At 69.7% G+C, this 16,934-nt stretch carries 16 protein-coding genes; 7 read left to right on the top strand and 9 right to left on the bottom strand.

Annotated elements, in window-relative coordinates:
* Window positions 1-409: 409 nt before the first annotated feature.
* From IEY61_RS17625 to IEY61_RS17615, 3 genes are all read right to left on the bottom strand, one after another.
* Window positions 410-1,606 (bottom strand): NAD(P)/FAD-dependent oxidoreductase, encoded by a 1,197-nt coding sequence (locus IEY61_RS17625; RefSeq protein ID WP_189045661.1) that lies wholly within the window; start codon window positions 1,604-1,606, stop codon window positions 410-412.
* A gap of 94 nt (window positions 1,607-1,700) precedes the next feature.
* Entirely contained in the window at window positions 1,701-2,645 is a 945-nt protein-coding gene (locus tag IEY61_RS17620) for an RNA polymerase sigma-70 factor (RefSeq protein WP_189045658.1), read from the bottom strand.
* A 162-nt stretch (window positions 2,646-2,807) separates the two neighbouring features.
* Window positions 2,808-3,248, bottom strand: coding sequence for a MarR family winged helix-turn-helix transcriptional regulator (locus IEY61_RS17615; RefSeq protein WP_189045656.1), 441 nt, complete (start codon window positions 3,246-3,248; stop codon window positions 2,808-2,810).
* 110 nt (window positions 3,249-3,358) lie between these two features.
* Here IEY61_RS17615 and IEY61_RS17610 point away from each other — a divergent pair, with 110 nt between their 5' ends.
* A complete protein-coding gene (locus tag IEY61_RS17610) occupies window positions 3,359-3,862 on the top strand; it encodes a MarR family winged helix-turn-helix transcriptional regulator (protein ID WP_189045654.1) in 504 nt (167 codons plus the stop codon).
* Between the two features lie 31 nt (window positions 3,863-3,893).
* On the opposite strand, the gene IEY61_RS17605 is transcribed toward IEY61_RS17610, so the two are convergent.
* From IEY61_RS17605 to IEY61_RS17580, 6 genes are read right to left on the bottom strand one after another with little or no spacing between them, the layout of a single operon-like run.
* On the bottom strand, window positions 3,894-4,622 hold the full coding sequence (locus IEY61_RS17605; protein WP_189045652.1) for an ABC transporter: 729 nt from the start codon (window positions 4,620-4,622) through the stop codon (window positions 3,894-3,896).
* Window positions 4,619-5,422, bottom strand: a complete 804-nt coding sequence (locus tag IEY61_RS17600) for an ABC transporter permease (protein WP_189045650.1) — start codon at window positions 5,420-5,422, stop codon at window positions 4,619-4,621. The genes IEY61_RS17605 and IEY61_RS17600 overlap by 4 nt, the downstream gene beginning before the upstream one ends.
* Entirely contained in the window at window positions 5,419-6,132 is a 714-nt protein-coding gene (locus tag IEY61_RS17595; protein ID WP_189045648.1) for an ABC transporter ATP-binding protein, read from the bottom strand. The genes IEY61_RS17600 and IEY61_RS17595 overlap by 4 nt, the downstream gene beginning before the upstream one ends.
* Window positions 6,133-6,185: 53 nt before the next feature.
* Complete coding sequence (locus tag IEY61_RS17590; protein ID WP_189045645.1) at window positions 6,186-6,845, bottom strand: response regulator; 660 nt, start codon at window positions 6,843-6,845, stop codon at window positions 6,186-6,188.
* Window positions 6,842-7,969 carry a sensor histidine kinase gene (locus tag IEY61_RS17585; protein ID WP_189045643.1) on the bottom strand — a complete coding sequence of 376 codons (1,128 nt, stop codon included), beginning with the start codon at window positions 7,967-7,969 and terminating at the stop codon, window positions 6,842-6,844. Before IEY61_RS17585 ends, IEY61_RS17590 begins: the two co-directional genes overlap by 4 nt.
* Before the next feature lie 29 nt (window positions 7,970-7,998).
* Window positions 7,999-8,451, bottom strand: a complete 453-nt coding sequence (locus IEY61_RS17580) for a hypothetical protein (RefSeq protein WP_189045641.1) — start codon at window positions 8,449-8,451, stop codon at window positions 7,999-8,001.
* Between the two features lie 790 nt (window positions 8,452-9,241).
* Between IEY61_RS17580 and IEY61_RS17575 the strand changes: the two genes are divergently transcribed.
* The 6 genes from IEY61_RS17575 (at window position 9,242) to IEY61_RS17550 (ending at window position 16,918) form a co-directional block, all read left to right on the top strand.
* Window positions 9,242-11,476 (top strand): MMPL family transporter, encoded by a 2,235-nt coding sequence (locus IEY61_RS17575; RefSeq protein ID WP_189045639.1) that lies wholly within the window; start codon window positions 9,242-9,244, stop codon window positions 11,474-11,476.
* Between the two features lie 388 nt (window positions 11,477-11,864).
* Window positions 11,865-12,917, top strand: coding sequence for a 4-hydroxyphenylpyruvate dioxygenase (gene hppD / locus IEY61_RS17570; protein WP_189045637.1), 1,053 nt, complete (start codon window positions 11,865-11,867; stop codon window positions 12,915-12,917).
* Window positions 12,918-12,925: 8 nt separating this feature from the next.
* Window positions 12,926-14,020 (top strand): alpha-hydroxy acid oxidase, encoded by a 1,095-nt coding sequence (locus tag IEY61_RS17565; RefSeq protein WP_373293169.1) that lies wholly within the window; start codon window positions 12,926-12,928, stop codon window positions 14,018-14,020.
* 1 nt (window position 14,021) lies between these two features.
* A complete protein-coding gene (locus tag IEY61_RS17560; RefSeq protein WP_189045633.1) occupies window positions 14,022-15,344 on the top strand; it encodes an aminotransferase-like domain-containing protein in 1,323 nt (440 codons plus the stop codon).
* 39 nt (window positions 15,345-15,383) lie between these two features.
* Window positions 15,384-16,274 carry an ATP-binding cassette domain-containing protein gene (locus IEY61_RS17555; protein WP_308424578.1) on the top strand — a complete coding sequence of 297 codons (891 nt, stop codon included), beginning with the start codon at window positions 15,384-15,386 and terminating at the stop codon, window positions 16,272-16,274.
* Window positions 16,262-16,918 (top strand): hypothetical protein, encoded by a 657-nt coding sequence (locus IEY61_RS17550; protein WP_189045628.1) that lies wholly within the window; start codon window positions 16,262-16,264, stop codon window positions 16,916-16,918. The genes IEY61_RS17555 and IEY61_RS17550 overlap by 13 nt, the downstream gene beginning before the upstream one ends.
* Window positions 16,919-16,934: the final 16 nt, after the last annotated feature.

Below are 16,934 nucleotides of genomic sequence, written 5' to 3'. Positions count from 1 at the left end.
AGCGATATCCGTGTCGCCGCCACTGGCCTCCCCTTCAGGCGGGCAGTGGCCCGCTCGCGCCGCATCGATGCTAACGCGGCGTCCAAGGAAGTTTGCCTCGCCGGGTGGCCACGAGCCGGATGAGCAGAGCGCTGAAAATGGACTCACGGTTGAGGTCCATCGCAGCGCTCTGGAACGGGTCGGTCTCGGTGTCCTGCCTACACCGGCCCCGGTCCAGCGTGACTCTTCCGCTTCGCCTCTTGACGAGGGACTTGACGACTCCGAGGACTGACCCTCGATGAGGTGGCTTCCGGTCAGTCGAGGTTCTGCTCCGTTGGGCTGGTGTTGAGGAGCCAGGCGAGCGGCATGGTCGCGCGGGCGGTGCACCCCGGCAACGGCAGCATCGAGGGCGCCCGCTCCGCTTTGTGCGCTACGCCAGCGTCTTGACGGCTGAGCCCGCCGCAGCCCGTTTCTGCATAATGTGGCGGCGCCGGGTCGGCAGCCCGACCGTCGGGTGGGCGACTGCCCAGGCGGCGCCCTTGCAGACCAGTTCCTTGTAGATGGCGGCGAGGCGTCCGGTCAGGACCGACCGCACGGCGCGATCGTCGGCGGTGACGTACTGGATCAGACCTTCCTTGCGGCCCAGTGAGATGCACTGATTGAAGTAGCGGATCGGCACGTTCGGGAGCTTCCCGCCGGTCAGGCGCGCTGCGATTCCGTCGGCGGCCTGCCACGCGGTCGGACCTCCTGAGGCACACGCCATCCGCAGCGGCTTGTCCCCGGGGCCCATCACCATGGCGGCGTCGCCGACGGCGTACACCTCCGGGTGGGAGACCGAGCGCATGGTCCCGTCGACGACGATCTGGCCGTTGTCGCTGACCTCCAGGGCGGTCGCCTTCGCGATCGGGTGGACCGCGAAGCCGGTGGTCCACACGGTGACCGCGGCCGGGATGGCCTTGCCGTCGGCGGTGGTGACGCGATCGGCCTCGACACCGGTGACGGCGGCCCGCTCGTGCACGGTGATCCCGAGCTTGTCGAAGACCTTCCGCAGGTGCTCGCGGCCCTTGGGCGAGAGCCAATCGCCGAGGCCGCCGCGGGCGGCGAGGGCGACGTCGAGGTCCGGGCGGGCCTCGGCGATCTCGGTCGCGGCCTCCAGGCCGGTGAGACCGCCGCCGACGACGAGCACGGTCTGCCCGGCGTCGAGGCGGGCCAGGCGTTCCTGCAGCCGGAGTGCTCCGGGACGGCTGGCGATCTCGTAGGCGTGCTCGGCGGCCCCGGGGACGCCTCTGGTGTTCCAACCACTGCCGAGGGCGTAGACGAGCGTGTCATAGGCGAGTTCTCGGGCACCGATCGCGTCGATGATGGCGACGGTCTTGCGGTCGACGTCAACGCCGGTGGCCTTTGCGAGCCTCAGTTCGACGCCGGTGCCCGCGAACATTTCGCTGAGTGGCCGGGCCTCGAGGTCCTGGCCGGCCGCCAGCTGGTGCATGCGGACGCGTTCGACGAAGTCGGGCTCGGCGTTGACGAGGGTGATGGCGACGTCCTTGCGGTGGAGCCGCTTGGCGAGGCGACCGGCGGCGATGGCTCCGGCGTATCCGGCTCCGAGGACGATGATGCGGTGCTGCATTTCTTTGCTCCTGTCATGCCGCGGGTTTGCCACCTGAACCGGACGGCCCGCCGTTTCCTGACAGGAACGCGATATGAAGCACCTCACATAGCGATCAGAAGGCGTTGATCAGGGGCTTTCCGTGGTCGGCGGCCGCCCAGCGCGCGGTCGCGCGTTCGAGTTTGTCGGGGTTGACCTGGTTGCGGATCGCGGCGATGCCCTCGGCGGTGACCTGCAGGCACATGACGCTGATGACCCGGCCGCCCACGACGGCCACGACAGCGGGTTCCCCGTTGGCGGTCCAGGCGTAGACCTCGACCGCGCCGCCGAGGAGGGCGCGCTTGGCCTCGCTCGGATTGAACAGCCCTCGCAGGAACTTCGCGACCGCGACGGCGCCCTCGAACGCCTTGGCGCGGGCCGGGACCTTCCCGCCGCCGTCGCCGACCGAGATGGCGTCCTCGGTGAGCAGACGCACGAGCCGCTCGATCTTGCCGCCGGTGGCGGCCGCCAGGAACTCCTCGACGATCCGCCGGGCGGCCGTTTCGTCGATTTCGGTACGGGCCTTGCCGTCTGCGACGTGCTTCTTGGCGCGGTGGAAGATCTGCTGGCTGGCGGACTCGGTGATGTCGAGGATCTCGGCGATCTCGCGGTGCTGGTAGTCGAAGGCCTCCCGCAACACGTACACCGCCCGCTCGTTGGGAGACAGGCGCTCCAGGAGGGTGAGGACCGCGTACGAGACCGATTCGCGCTGCTCGGCGGTGTCCGCCGGGTCGAGCATCGGGTCCCCGGAGAGCAGCGGCTCGGGAAGCCATTGGCCCACATAGGTCTCGCGGCGGGCCCGCGCGGAGGTGAGCTGGTTGAGGCACAGATTGGTGAGGACCTTCGTCAGCCAGGCCTCGGGGACTTCGATCCGGTCGACGTCGGCGGCCTGCCAGCGCAGGAACGTTTCCTGCACGGCATCCTCGGCCTCGCCGGCGGAACCGAGGAGGCGGTAGGCGATGGCCTCCAGGCGCGGTCTGGAGGCCTCGAATCGGTCGAGGTCGCTCGCGGTCCAGGGCATGGCCCGATCCTAGGCCGCGCGGCGTTCTTCGATGCCTTTCTCACCACGCCGGGGAGTTCGGCGATCTCGCCGATCGCGGCGGCCCGCAGACCGGGTGAGGCCTGCGGGCCGCGAGGTCACGGACGCGATGGTTCCTTCCGGGCGCCCTGCCTACGTGGGGGTTCAGGGGGCGACCAGCACCGCGTTCGCCCTGTCCAGGACGATGCCCAGGACACGGCCCGCAGTGGCCAGATCCTCGGCCGGCAGGTCGCCCCACAGCCGCTGGGTGATCGGGCGGATCGCGGTGCGGACGTGCGTCCAGCGCTCCTGCCCTTCGTCGGTGACCTGGACGCGGCCGTCGCCTCCGTCGCGCAGGAACCCTGCGGCGGTCAACTCGGTGATGCGTTCGGCCACCGCCGCCGGGCTGAACTGGGTGGCAGCGCCGACGCGGCGGATGAGCTCGGCCCGGTCGATGTTTTCGCCGCTGACCACGGTCAGCGTGAGGGTCACCCACTGGGGTTCGGTGAGGCCGGTCCCGGCGAGCTGCCGGTCCAGGATCGCGTTGAGCGCCTTCTCGGTCTGGCCGATGAGGGCGGCACCGAAGGCAGGGGTCGCGGTCGTCACGATGATCTCCAAATCCGTTCACTAGCCTAACGTTCGTGCCTCTAACGTTTATGGCAAGAACGAACGTATGTCGTTAGTCCGACTAACGCAACGGGGGTATGATCAGCGTCATGACCGGCAGGGACGAAGCCGCGCACATGCCCGACCATGGCGGGATGAAGACGCCGGACAGGCTGCGTCGACGCGCCAGCCGCCTGCTGTCACATTTGACGGCCCAGTCGGACCGGCTGGTGACCGAAGGGCTGGCCAAGGCCGACGCCCGCAGGTGGCACTACGCCGTGCTCGCCTCGTTGCAGGCGTACGGCCCGGGCAGCCAGGCGACGTTGAGCCGACGCGCCGGCATCTACCGCAGCGACATGGTCGGCGTCCTCAACGAACTGGCGGAGCGCGGCCTCGTCGAGCGGGCGCCGGATCCCGGCGACCGCCGCCGCAACGTCATCACGATCACCACCCAGGGCCGCCGGCATCTGCGCCGCCTCGACAAGGTCCTGGACGACCTCCACGAAGAGCTGCTCGCCCCGCTGCTCCCCGCCGAACGCGACCAGTTCGTGCAACTACTCACCCGCCTGCTGGACCACCACTCGCAGCAGGCACGCCAGCCGCCGGCCCCCTGACCCGGCACCACGCGGGCCATCGGTCACTGGGTCAGACGTCGCGCCGGATCACCAGAATCCAGGCGGCCGCCACGGACCCGGCCGCCCACGCCGCGAGGACCAGCAGGCCAGCGCCCGGGCTGAGCGTGGTGGCCGGGTCCGCCGGCATGCCCAGCAGGCTCAGCGCCGCCTCGTGTGGCAGCAGCCGGACGGCCTCCGGCCAGAGACCGCCCAGGGTGGTCGAGATCAGGATCGGAAAGGCGGAGAGGACCGCGATCGGAGTGACCACTGTGCGGACGGTGAACGCGAGGCCGTACCCGATCAGCGCCAGCAGCAGGTACGCCACCAGGTAGCGACCCAGGTCGCCGAGCGCTTCCCGCAGCACCAGGCTCGGAAGCACCACCAGAACCGCCGCGACCAGGCTCGCCGCCAGGGTGGCCAGCAGTTTCGCGGTGAGGAAGCGGCCGCGGCCGGGTACGGCGGCGAGGCTCAGGCGCAACTGCCCGCCCCGGTACTCGGTGCCGGCCGCGAACACCGCGATCGCCAGGAACGCGTAGACCGGCGCCAGCATCAGGGTGCCGATCTGGGCGATGCTGGTCGGGCCGCTGTCACCGGCGAGACGGACAACGTCGGTGGCCGCGATGAAGCCGAGCGCGCCGTTGGCGACCACCGCGACGGCCAGGGCGATCCACGTCGCTGGCAGACTGCGGATCTTGGTGAGTTCCGCCGCCACGAGATCGGTCATCCGGATCGCCGGCCGGGCGGTGTCCGCGGCGGTCATCGGGCGTCCCGGCGGCTGAGGAGGAGACCGGCGGCCAGGGTGGACAGCAGCGCCCACGCCACCAGGACGATGGCGGCGTACCCCGCGCTCGACGACAGGTCGGCATCGGCGGGTTCGAGCAGCAGGTTGCGCCCGGCGCTGACCGGCAGCAGGGCGTCCACCGCCGGAACCGTCCGCGCCAGCACCTGTGTCATCGCCAGTGCCATCAGCAGCACCGATACCACGATTCCGATCAGGGTGCTGCGCGCCAGCGTGGTGATCGCGAAGCTGACCAGCGAGACCAGCACCGCGAGGGCGAGCAGCTTGCCGTGATCGGCGAGAGTGTCAGTGCCGAGCAGCAGACCAGGATCCCAGTCCTTGACGGCCAGGAACATGTAAGCGTTGCTGATCAGCTCGACCAGGATCGCGACCCCCGCCATGAACACCACCAGCGCGATCGCCTTCGCGGCCATCAGCAGGCCCCGCCGCGGCACCGCAAGGACGGACTGGGCCAGGTGCCCTTCCCGGAACTCCTGGCCGGCGATCACCGCCGCGATGATCGGCAGGAACATCACCACGATCTGCAGCGAGAAGGAGACGAGCAGGTCGATCAGCGCCTCTCCGGCGGGCTGGTGTTCACCGGCGAAGATCTCGATCAGACCGTCCGGGGTGATGCCCTCGACAGCGGTCGAGGTGTTGCGCAGGTTCGCCAGGCCGATCAGCAGGTGCAGCGCGATGACCGCGCCGGTGATCAGCCAGACGATCCGCGATGATCTGATTTTGGAGAGCTCCGCCCCGGCGGCGGCGAACAGCACGCTCATGCCCACACCTGCTTCTGCTCGCCGGTGAGGGCGAAGAACGCCGCCTCCAGGGACGCATGGCCCCGGGTGATCTCCGGCAGCGAGCCGTCCGCGACGATCCGGCCGTTCGCGATCACCACCACGTCGTCGGCGGTGCCGGCCATCTCGGTCATCAGGTGGCTGGAGAGCAGCACGGTCCGGCCCTGGGTGGCGTAATCGCGCAGGAAGTTGCGGATCCAGCGGATGCCGTCCGGGTCCAGGCCGTTCACCGGTTCGTCGAGGATCAGCACGGCAGGGTCACCGAGCAGGGCGGCGGCGATGCCGAGCCGCTGCCGCATACCCAGCGAGTACTTGCTCACTCGCTGCTTGGCGGCGTCGGTGAGACCGACCGCGTCGAGAACCTCCCCGACCCGGGAGCGCGGGATCCGGTTGGACCGGGCGATCCAGATCAGGTGATCGACGCCACGGCGGTCCGGGGCCGGCTGGGCGCCGTCGAGCAGCGCCCCAACCGTACGCAGCGGGTATCGCAGATCCCGGTAGCGTTTGCCGTCGATCAGTGCGGTGCCGGACGTCGCGTGGTCCAGGCCCAGCAACACGCGCAGTGAGGTGGATTTGCCGGCGCCGTTGGGCCCGAGGAACCCGGTGACCTTACCGGGCCGCACCGAGAAGGTGACCTCGGCGACGGCGACCTTCCTCCCGTACCGCTTGGTTACGCCTTTGAATTCGATCACGACGAAAGCATGCGACATCGCGGCCGCCGCCCGCGTCACCCGGAAGTAGACACCTACCGCGGATCGCGCAGCAGGCCCGCCTCATAGGCGAGCACGGCCAGGTGGGTCCGGTCGTTGACGCCCAGCTTGGCGAACATCCGCCGCAGGTAGGTCCGCACCGTCTCCAGGCTCAGGAACAGCTCGTCAGCGATCTGCTGATTGGAGTAGCCTCGCGCCACGCAACGGACCACCTGCAGTTCACGTTCGGAAAGCACCTGCCCAGCGAAGGCGTGGGCGCGTTCCGGCGGGGGCGGGGCCAGTCGTTCCAGCAGCCGTCCGGTCACCTCCGGCGCGAGCATGGCGTGACCGGCGTGCACCGTACGCACCGCCTGCAACATTTCCTGCGGCGCCGCGTTCTTCAGCAGGAATCCAGAGACACCCAGCGACAGCGCCGTGTGCACGTACTCATCCAGGTCGAAGGTGGTCAGCATGATCACCTTCGTGGACGTGGTAGCCAGGACGTCCCGCGCCACCTCGAGACCGTCCATTCCCGGCATCTGTACGTCGAGCAGCGCCACGGCCGGCCGCCGGGCCGCGATCAGCCGGGCCGCCTCGGCACCGTCGGCGGCCTCCCCGGCGACCCGGAAGCCGTCGGTCCGGTCGAACAGCCTCCGGTACGCCTGCCGGAACCCCGCGTCGTCGTCGGCGAGGAAGACGGTGACCTCGGTCGTCATCGTCGCCCCGCCACCGGCAGCCGGGCGCTGACCTCGAAGCCGCCGCCCGGCGGCCGCCGCCAGGACGCGGTCCCACCCGCCAGCGCCGCACGCTCACGCATACCCTGCAGCCCGAGCCCGGACCCGGTGCCCGCGCCGGGGACGGACGAGCCGTGGTCGCGGACCCACACCTGGATCTCCTCGTCGGCGTGGCTGACCCGGACCGAGCATCGGGCACCGGGGGCATGACGGATAACGTTGTTCAGAGCCTCCTGGACGATGCGGAACACCACCAACCGGGTGCCGTCGCCCGCGTCCGGGACGGCGTCGAGGTGGGCGTCGATGGTGAGCCCGGCCGCACGGGCGTCGTCGATCATCGGCGAGAGTTCGGCGATGCTCGGGACGCGACCGGTCGGGCCGGGCCCGCCCTGGGTGGTCCCGGAATTCCGCAGGCCCCGCACCAGGGCCTGTATCTCGTGCAGTGCCTCCCGGGCGTGGGTCTCGATGTCCCCCAGCGTGCCGCGCAGTTCCCGTTCGTCGGCGTCGGGCAGGCTGCGGGTGACACTGGCCTGCGCGGAGATCACCCCGAGGGCGTGGCCGACCACGTCGTGCACCTCCCGCGCCACGTCCAGCTGTACCCGGGCGCGCTCGGCCTCCCGCGCGGACTCCATCTCTCGGCCGACCGCCGTGCCGAGCAGCCAGGCGGCGGTCAGCGCGGCGGCGGCGAGCACCACCCGGCTGCCGGGGTGGTCCGGACTGCCGGTGTCCACCCCGGTCACCGCCAGCAGCAGTGCGAACAGACAGACCAGGGCGACGACGCTGTTTCGGATTCGCGCGGACCGCTTGCGCGCCAGGGCGTAGAGGCACCAGGCGGTGGCGAGCATCGGATCCGCACAGACGCCGAGCAGGCCGGCGGCGACGGTGGCGGCTCCCGCTCCCGCGGTCGCCGCCGCAGGGGACCGGTGCCGGAGCATCACGCACGCGGCGGTGACCAGCGCCAGTGCGGCGCCGAGGGCGGCTCGCCACCAGGTGTCCGCCGCGAACAGCGGGGACAGCCAGAACACCGCGATCACCACCAGGGCTGCCGCACCGTCAGCCAGCGGCCATCGGGGCCCTGCACGGCCGGGTGGGAAGCGCCGTTGCATCACCACACCGTACTCGGCGGACTGTGGCGTCAGGAGTGCAGACTCACCAGGCTGGACCGAATCGCGAACGCGACCAGGGCGTCCCGGTTGGCGCCCCTGGGGAGGCGCAGCTTGTCGCTCACATATTTGATGTGCGCGTCGACGGCCCGGCTGGTCATGCTGCCGTGGGTGGGGCTGAGTCGTTCGGCGATCTCGGCGGACGTGGGCAGGCTGGTCTCCATGATGCCGTTCAGCCGGTCCTTGCTGAGCTCCTTGAGCACGGTGTAGTAAGTGGCCTCCCGGTCCAGCAGCGGGCGCCGGGTCGTGGTCGCGCAGGTGGTCGGCGGGCGGACCTGGGCCGCGTAGTACTGCGGTTCGTGACCGAAGACGGCCAGTTTCGGCCCGTCGGGCAGCGCCGTCAGCTCGATCTGCGCCACCTCGAACGGCACCGGCATGGACATCCGCCGCGGCTCGACCAGCACGTACTGATACCAGTCGTCCATGTTCATGACGGTGATCGATGCGGCGGAGCTGAGATTGCTCAGCGTCCAAAAATCCGGGTTCGCGGAGATCCGTGCGTTGAAAGAGGTTGCCCCGCCGATTTTGATACGAAGGTCTACTTCGCAACGACCGCAGTCGCACGCGCCGATGGTCGCCGATTGTCCGGATTCGACGGTGAGTTGCCGCGGCGTCTCGCCGACGGTGGCTGGAGCCTGGATGATGATTGAATTGTTCACACTTCCCCCGTTGTCACTGTCCGTTTCGTGTTGCACGAGCAGTGCCCGGCCCGGGGTGCACCCGCGGGTCGGACGGCCCCACCATAATGAGGTACCGAGGTCAATATAGCGCTAGATGATTGCCGCGGGAGCCTCGCGGTTGATTTCGGGCATATTTCCGGGCCGTCCAGGACTCGCCGATCGGGCGCAGAATTGTCGTGCTTGACCGTCGCCCGCCAATGAAGTATGTCCCACGTGGAGAGAAGCTCTGCGAGTGCGGTGTCCACGCGTCCAGGCCCGCAGGGCCCTCGTGTTGCCGGTAGTCGCTGGTCATCGCGGCGATCAGATGGTGGCTGCCGCGCCACGGAACCCCCGACCGGATCACCCGCGGCCATCGATCTCTCGGATCGGCTCCCACGCCCAGCGGGAAACGCAATATGCGTACCAATGGTAGTCCGACATTTCGGATGTGGCTGCGGTACTGTGTCGGCGCAAGCCGGTCCGGGGGTGATTGCGGTCGTGAATGAATCTGTGCCCGTGGCGCCGCAGGACCCGTGAGTAGAAGGAGATCGCGGGCATGGCATCTGGCTTCGTGGCGGCGGTGGGAAGTTGGTGTTTCCGGCATCGCTGGCTGGTGGTGAGCCTGTGGCTCGTGGCGGTGCTGGGCGGCGCCCTGGCTTCCGGGCCGGTGTTCAGCCGGCTCGCGGACGCCACCGCCTCCGGCTCGACCGAATCGGCCGAGGGGTTGCGGCGGATCGCCGCCGGCACGGCTGATGGTGGCCAGATCCTCGCCCTGGTCGACGGTGTCGACGTCCCGTCCAGCGGGGTGCGCGACGTGGTGAACCGGCTGGTGGACGACCTCGGGCAGAACCCGGCGGTGCTGCGGGTGGACCCGCCGTACGCCCAGACGCCGCAGGCCGCCCGCCAGATCGCCGCCGACCGGCGGGCGCTGATCGTGACGATCGTCCTGAAATCCGCCGATCCGGCGGCGAAGAGCGCCGTGATCGACGACCTGACTGTGCAATTGCACAGTGTCGAGCAGAAGTTGCGCGCTGCCGGTCAGCAGTCGGCCGTCGTCAAGGTAGGTGGCAACGCCGCGCTCAACCGGGAGACGAACCGGGCCGTCCAGTCCGACGTGCAGCGGGCTGAGCTCATCTCGCTGCCGATCACCCTGCTGGTGCTGATCGTGGTCTTCGGCGGCATCGTCGCCGCGTCAATGCCGGTGCTCGCGGCAGTGGTCTCGATGGCCGGGTCGATGCTGCTCCTGCTCGGGTTCAGCACTTTCGTCGACCTCGACCAGAACGTGGTCACGGTGACCACCCTGCTCGGCCTGGGCCTCTCCATCGACTACGGGCTGCTGCTGGTGGCGCGAGTCCGCGAGGAACTGTTGTCCGGGGTGCCGGTGGAGAGTGCGGTCTCGCGCGCCTGGGCCACCGCCGGGCGGACCATCATGTTCAGTGCGCTGACCGTCGCCGGAGCGCTGACCGGGCTGCTCGCGTTCGAGGTGACCCAGTTGCGGGCGCTCGCCGCCGCCGGCATCTCGATCGCGGTCGTCGCCATGCTGACGGCGCTGACGTTCACCGCCGCCTTGCTGGGGCTGGTCGGCCGGTGGATCAAGCCGTCGCGCCACAGGCAGCGCCGGGTTGCGGCCGGTGCGGCGTCCGACGAACGCGGGTTCTTCGCCGCGCTGTCCCGGTTGGTACAGCGGCGTGCCGGTGTGGTGGCGGCGCTGACCGTTGCGTTGCTGCTGCTCGCCGGCTCGCCCCTGCTCGGTGCGGTGATCAAGTTCCCGCAGCTCGAGAACCTGCCGGACAGCATCGAGGCCAAGCAGGTCGCCACCGCGCTGCAGGACCGCTTCAACGTCGCGCAGCGGCCCGCCGTGCGGGTAGTGGCCACGGGTGATGCCGCCGGCCTGCAGCGATGGGCGACCGGCTGGGCCGCGGATCCGGCCGTCGCCGCGGTCGGCGTCGCCCAGCCCATCAGCGACACGCTGGCCAGCGTCCAGTTCGAGGTTAAGGGCGAGCCGCAGGGGGCCGAGGCGCAGGGCCTGGTGCACCGGCTGCGGTCCGACCGGCCGGACAGCGGCCAGTCCTGGGTCATCGGGGATACCGCGGTGCTGGTCGACACGCTGTCGGTGATCCGCAAGGCGCTCCCGCTCGGCATCGCCATCACGGTGCTGGCCATGCTCGTCCTGCTGTTCGCGATGACCGGCTCGGTGATCGTGCCGATCAAGGCGGTGCTCGCAAACGCGGTCTCGCTGGGCGCCACCTTCGGCGTCATGGTGGCGGTATTCGAGCACGGATACCTGGCCGGACCGTTGAACATGCTGGTGGTAGGCGGTCTCGACCCGTTCGTCATCGTCATCGTGGTGGCGTTCGCCTTCGGCCTGTCGATGGACTACGAGGTGTTTCTGCTCGGCCGAATCAAGGAGTACGTGGAAGCTGGGCATGACAGTGACACCGCCGTGCGCCGTGGGCTACAGCAGACCGGCCGGATCATCACCTCGGCCGCGCTGCTGATGGTCATCGTGTTCGTGTGCTTCGCGAGTGGGCGGACCGGCAGTGTGCAGCAACTCGGCCTGGGCCTGACCCTGTCGGTGCTGGTCGACGCCACGATCGTGCGTTGCCTGCTGGTCCCCGCGACGATGACGCTGCTGGGCGGCGCCAACTGGTGGGCGCCGCAGCCGCTGCGCCGGCTGCACGAGCGGTTCGGCCTGCGCGAGCGCACCCTGCCGCCAGTGTCGCCGGCGGCGTCGCAGACCATTGAGAATCGGGCGCCCGCGGACGCGGTGCGCCGCCACGGGGACGGCTGACCCCGGGCTCCGGACCCTGGGGAGCCCCCCTTGTCGACGCCGGGATTCTGTGTCTATGGTTGGCCCCGAAGGCGAGAAAGGTCAATGTGATATCGCGGGTTTGACATTCCGGTGATTGGCGACTGATCGGGCCGTTCGCCGCGTTTCAACATGGGGTGCGCTCACGCGATTTATGAGGTGCCTTGTATTGGCGCGGCACATTTTTCAGAACATGCCTGGGCGTGGGGAAGTCGGCGCTGAACAGCCGCATTTCCATTCCTCCGCGGTCCGGCAACCGAATTCGTAATGCCCAGTGTGTCGACAGCCGTTCAGCGTGGCGCGGCGGGTCAGCCACGTATCGATTCACCGGCCGTGTCCGGCCGTCTCCGGCTGAGGAGGAGATCCGACCATGAGCTCGTTCCAAAACCTCACTGTCGATCATGTCCGGTTCTACACTCCGGACATAGACTCGATGATCAACGAGTTCCGTGGTTACGGGTTCGGCGTGTCCGCCGAATACGACTGCCCGGGGACGGAGTACTCGATCCTGCTCGGGTCCGGCACGGTCCGGCTCGTGCTGACCCGGCCCGACGCCAGCGACCACCCCGGCAGCATGTACGTCAGCCAGCACGGGTTCGGTGTCGCCGACATCGCGCTGGAAACGCCGGACGCGGCGGCCGCCTTTTTCGAGGCTGTGCGTCGGGGCGCGCGGCCGGTGGTCGAGCCGGTGGCCACCCACGGCGTGGTCACCGCCTCGATCGCGGCCTTCGGCGACGTGCTGCACACGTTCGTCCAGCGTGTAGCAGGCGCGGACGAGTTCCTGCCCGGTTTCACGCCTGCGGTCGGCGAGGCGGCCGGCGGTATCGGGCTGCGCTCAGTGGACCACTTCGCGATCTGCGTCGAGCCCGACGAGTTCGACCATGTCATCGAGTTCTACGAGCGGGTGCTCGACTTCGAGACGATCTTCACGGAGCGGATCGTCGTCGGTAACCAGGCGATGAACTCCCGGGTCGTGCAGAGCCGGTCCGGTGCGGTCACCTTCACCGTGATCACGCCGGACACCAGCAGGGACCCGGGCCAGATCGACACGTTCCTGAAGAGCCACGGCGGCGCGGGCGTGCAGCACGTTGCGTTCGACACCGATGACGTGGTCCGCTCGGTCGGCGGGATGCAGGCGGCGGGTGTCGAGTTCCTGCGCGCGCCCGGCGCCTACTACACGCTGATGCGTAAGCGGCTGGAGCCGGCCGGTTACTCGGTCGCTGACCTGCGCGCCCTGAACGTGCTCGCCGACGAGGATCACGACGGCCAGCTCTACCAGATCTTCACGAGGTCCACCCACCCGCGTGGCACGCTCTTCTTCGAGGTGATCGAACGGGTCGGGGCGACGACGTTCGGCAGCGGCAACATCAAATCACTCTACGAGGCCGTCGAGGTCGAGCAGAAGACGTCCGGGCTCGCCTAGTGTCCGGCGTGCTGAGCACGGTGGCGGAGGCGCACTCGGTCGACGATCTCCGCCGGTGGGCCGAGACCGTGCTGCCGTCGGAGTTGAGTGACTTCATCGCCGGCGGCAGCGGCACCGAGTCCACGATGGCGGCGAATCGGGCGGCGCTGGATCGCCTGACGGTCGTCCCGCGGGTGCTGCGCGGTGGGCCGGACGCCGACCCGGCAACGACGCTGTTCGGCTCACGGTCACGGCTGCCGTTCGCCGTGGCGCCGATGGCCTACCAGCGGCTGTTCCATCCCGACGGGGAACTGGCGACAGCCCGTGCCGCCGCGGCCGCTGGCGTCCCGTTCGTCATCAGCACGCTGAGCAGCGTCACTCTGGAGGAACTGGCGGAGATCGGCGGCGAGCGGTGGTTCCAACTCTACTGGCTGCGCGACGACGCCGAGACGCTGGACCTGGTCCGCCGGGCCGAGCAGTCCGGCTGCAGGGCGCTGATGGTGACGGCCGACGTGCCGGTGATGGGGCGGCGGCTGCGGGACGTACGCAACGGATTCGCACTTCCGCCGCACGTCCGGGCGGCCAACCTGCGTTTCGGGGCGCGTAGCTCGGCCCATGAGACGACCGGGGCCGGCTCGGCGGTGGCGGCGCACACTCGGGCCGAGTTCCACCCGGCGCTCACCTGGGACCACCTGGACCGGCTGCGCTCGTGTACCGGCCTGCCGATCGTCGTGAAGGGTGTCCTGGACCCGGCCGACGCCCAGGAGGCGGCTGCCCGCGGCATGGACGGCGTGGTGGTCTCCAACCATGGCGGTCGGCAACTGGACGGCGCGGTTGCGAGCCTGACCGTCCTGCCGCAGATCGTGGAAGCGGTCGGGGGTCGCTGCCGGGTGTTGATGGACAGCGGCATCCGCAGCGGCGCCGACGTGCTGCGGGCGGTCGCCGTGGGCGCGGCCGGTGTCCTGGTGGGCCGCCCGATGCTCTGGGGCCTCGCGGCGGATGGTGAGGCGGGCGCGGCGCTGGTGCTGTCGCTGCTCGGCGACGAGTTGCGGGAGGCGATGCGCCTCTCGGGCTGCGCGGACCTCGCCGCAGTGCGGGACCTGACCACGAGGGTGGTGTGCTGACATGCCAGACAGCAGTGCGCCGATGATCGAACTGGACCCGGCGTCGCTGCATCCGGCGCTGACCGATCCGGCCCTGACCGCGATGAACTTCCTGAACGAGGTGGCGTCGTGTTACCCGGACGCGGTCTCGTTCGCGCCGGGCCGACCCTTCGAGGAGTTCTGGGACGTCGCGCAGATCCCACGCTACCTGGAGCGGTTCTGCGAACACCTGCGCAAGGACCGGGGGATGGACGAGGCCGCGGTCGTGCGGACCCTGCATCAGTACGGCCGGACCAAGGGCGTGATCGCTGACATCGTGGCCCGGCATCTGGGCGCCGACGAGGGCATCACCGCCGCCCCGGACGCCGTCGTCGTCACCGTCGGCTGCCAGGAGGCGATGGTGCTGGTGCTGCGGGCGCTGCGGGCGACCGACCGGGACGTGGTGCTGGCGGTGGATCCGACGTACGTCGGCCTGACCGGCGCGGCGCGGCTGGTGGACATGCCGGTGTTGCCGGTCGCGAGCGGCGCGGAAGGGGTGGACCGGGAAGACCTGGCCAGGTGCGTCGCCGAGGCGCGCGCGGCCGGCCTGCGACCCCGCGCGCTCTACGTGATGCCGGACTTCGCCAACCCGACCGGCCTGAGCATGCCGGAGGAGGGCCGGCGCGCCCTGCTGGAGACGGCCGAGCGGGAGGACATCCTGTTGCTGGAGGACAACCCGTACGGGCTGTTCTGCGGTGCCGCGGAGCGGCCGCCGACGCTGAAGGCGCTGGACACCACCGGTCGGGTCGTCTACCTCGGATCGTTCGCCAAGACCGTCCTGCCGGGCGCCCGGGTCGGCTACGTCGTGGCAGACCAGCGGGTACGCGGATCGGCCGGCATCTTCGCCGACGAGCTCGCGAAGATCAAGAGCATGATAACGGTGAACACGTCACCGATCTCCCAAGCGATCGTGGCCGGCCGGCTGCTCGAGAACGACGGCAGCCTGGATCTGGCCAACACCGCGGAGCGCCACCAGTACCAGCGCAATCTGAGCCAGCTCATCGATGGCCTTGGGCGCAGGCTGGGGTCGGTGCCGGGCGTGAGCTGGAACCAGCCTCGGGGCGGATTCTTCGTCGTGGTCACGGTTCCGGTCGCTGTCGGGGACGCCGAGCTCGAGTACTCTGGGCGGGCGCACGGCGTCTTGTGGACACCCATGCGGCACTTCTACGGTGGGGCGGGCGGCGAGCATCAGCTTCGGCTGTCGTGCAGTTCGCTGGACGGTGACCGGATCGAGCAGGGTCTCGACCGGCTCGCGGCGTTCCTGATCGAGGCGATCACTTCGGCGGGCGGCATATGCGAGCGGTAGCGGTATGGGGTATTTTATGGTGATCGCTGTCCTCGTGGAGTGGTTTTGCTTCGGTTAGCAGACGTCAGCAAGCGATACGGGCCCGGTCACTGGGTGCTCGACCGTGTCGACATGCAGATCCCGCCCGCCCAGTCGGTCGCCGTCCTGGGCACCAACGGGTCGGGCAAATCCACACTGCTCAGGATTCTCGCCGGAGTCACCCGACCAACCCGGGGTCGAGTCAGCGGCGCACCACCGGTCATCGGGTACGTGCCGGACCGGTTTCCCGCCTTCGACGCGATGGGCTCGCTGGCCTACCTCGTCCACATCGGCCGGATGCGTGGCCTCCGCACCGCCGAGGCCCGGCGGCGCGGCCAGCAGTTGCTGGAGCGACTGCAATTGGTCGGCGGGATCCGCACCCCGATCCGGGCGCTCTCCAAAGGGAACGCGCAGAAGGTCGCCCTTTCCCAGGCGATCATGGTGCTGCCGCAGTTGCTGATTCTGGACGAGCCGTGGTCCGGCTTGGACGCCAATGCCCACGACGTGCTGGCCGAGATCCTGGACGAGGTGGTCCGCGTCGGCGGCAGCGTGGTCTTCACCGATCACCGCGAGTCGATCAGCGGCGCCTACTCCACCCTGGCCTACCGAATCGAGGAGGGTCGAGTCCTAGCAGTGGAACGGGTGGCGCCCCGGCCCCGGGGGGTGCCGATGGCGCACGTGGTGCTGGCCGACCCCGGTGCCGAGTGCCCCCCTCCGAGCCGCATCGACTGGCGGGAGGTGGCCGGGGTGGCCGGGGTTCGGAGCATCGACGAGGCCATTCACGTACAGGTGCATCCGGCGGCGTGCGACGGCCTGCTCATGACCGCTCTGCGCGGCGGCTGGTCGGTCGCCGAAGTCCGCCGTGACCGGGAGGCCGGCCGGCTCGGGGGAGGAGACTCATGGGCGCACTGATCAGGTACAATCTCGCCGCCGTCGTGCACGGCCAGCGGTATGTGGCACCCCTGCTGTTCTTCGGCATCGTGCTCACCGTCTTCACCGTCAACGACAGCGGCCCGCTTGCCAACATCTATGTGGTGTCGGCGAGCACCCTGCTCGTCTCGATGTGCTGGCTCACCGTGACGATCCTGAACCACGAGGACCCGGTCCGCCGGTCGATCCAGAGCGTGACCGCCGGCGGTTCAAGCCGGGTGCTGGTCGCCGAGGTGGTGCTCGCGCTGCTGATCGGCGTGGGCCTCACCGTGGTGGGCCTGATCTTCCCGATCCTGTCCGGCAGTCACCATTGGGACGGCTCCGGCCTCGCGGCCGGCGTACTGGCTCTGGCGACCTGCCTCTTCACCGGCATCGCGATCGGGGTCCTCTGCTCCCGGCTGGTGGTGCCGCGCACCGGGTACAGCCTCCTGCTGGCACTCGTGGTGGTCATCGCCGTGCCGCTCACGCCGGGGCTGCCGCCCGTCAACCCGGCTCTGAGGTTGATGTCCGGCAACCGGCCGGCCGGGGAGCTGCTCTATCCGCTGAGCGGCTACCTCGTCGTGTCGATCGTCGTGGCCGCCGGCTGTATCGCGCTGACCAGGTACATCTCCGTTCGCCGCGAGTGATGCCGGGCACCTGCGG

Source organism: Micromonospora sonchi, assembly GCF_014646235.1.
Taxonomy (GTDB): Bacteria; Actinomycetota; Actinomycetes; order Mycobacteriales; family Micromonosporaceae; genus Micromonospora; species Micromonospora sonchi.
The sequence above is the reverse complement of the archived record's forward strand: the minus strand, read 5'-3'. Positions and strand labels throughout refer to the sequence as shown.

Excerpts from the sequence above, each read along its gene's own strand:
- IEY61_RS17625 (WP_189045661.1), bottom strand. The coding sequence starts at position 1,606 with ATGCAGCACCGCATCATCGTCCTCGGAGCCGGATACGCCGGAGCCATC.
- IEY61_RS17620 (WP_189045658.1), bottom strand. The coding sequence starts at position 2,645 with ATGCCCTGGACCGCGAGCGACCTCGACCGATTCGAGGCCTCCAGACCG.
- IEY61_RS17610 (WP_189045654.1), top strand. The coding sequence starts at position 3,359 with ATGACCGGCAGGGACGAAGCCGCGCACATGCCCGACCATGGCGGGATG.
- IEY61_RS17605 (WP_189045652.1), bottom strand. The coding sequence starts at position 4,622 with ATGACCGCCGCGGACACCGCCCGGCCGGCGATCCGGATGACCGATCTC.
- IEY61_RS17600 (WP_189045650.1), bottom strand. The coding sequence starts at position 5,422 with ATGAGCGTGCTGTTCGCCGCCGCCGGGGCGGAGCTCTCCAAAATCAGA.
- IEY61_RS17590 (WP_189045645.1), bottom strand. The coding sequence starts at position 6,845 with ATGACGACCGAGGTCACCGTCTTCCTCGCCGACGACGACGCGGGGTTC.
- IEY61_RS17585 (WP_189045643.1), bottom strand. The coding sequence starts at position 7,969 with ATGCAACGGCGCTTCCCACCCGGCCGTGCAGGGCCCCGATGGCCGCTG.
- IEY61_RS17580 (WP_189045641.1), bottom strand. The coding sequence starts at position 8,451 with ATGGACGACTGGTATCAGTACGTGCTGGTCGAGCCGCGGCGGATGTCC.
- IEY61_RS17575 (WP_189045639.1), top strand. The coding sequence starts at position 9,242 with ATGGCATCTGGCTTCGTGGCGGCGGTGGGAAGTTGGTGTTTCCGGCAT.
- hppD (WP_189045637.1), top strand. The coding sequence starts at position 11,865 with ATGAGCTCGTTCCAAAACCTCACTGTCGATCATGTCCGGTTCTACACT.
- IEY61_RS17560 (WP_189045633.1), top strand. The coding sequence starts at position 14,022 with ATGCCAGACAGCAGTGCGCCGATGATCGAACTGGACCCGGCGTCGCTG.
- IEY61_RS17550 (WP_189045628.1), top strand. The coding sequence starts at position 16,262 with ATGGGCGCACTGATCAGGTACAATCTCGCCGCCGTCGTGCACGGCCAG.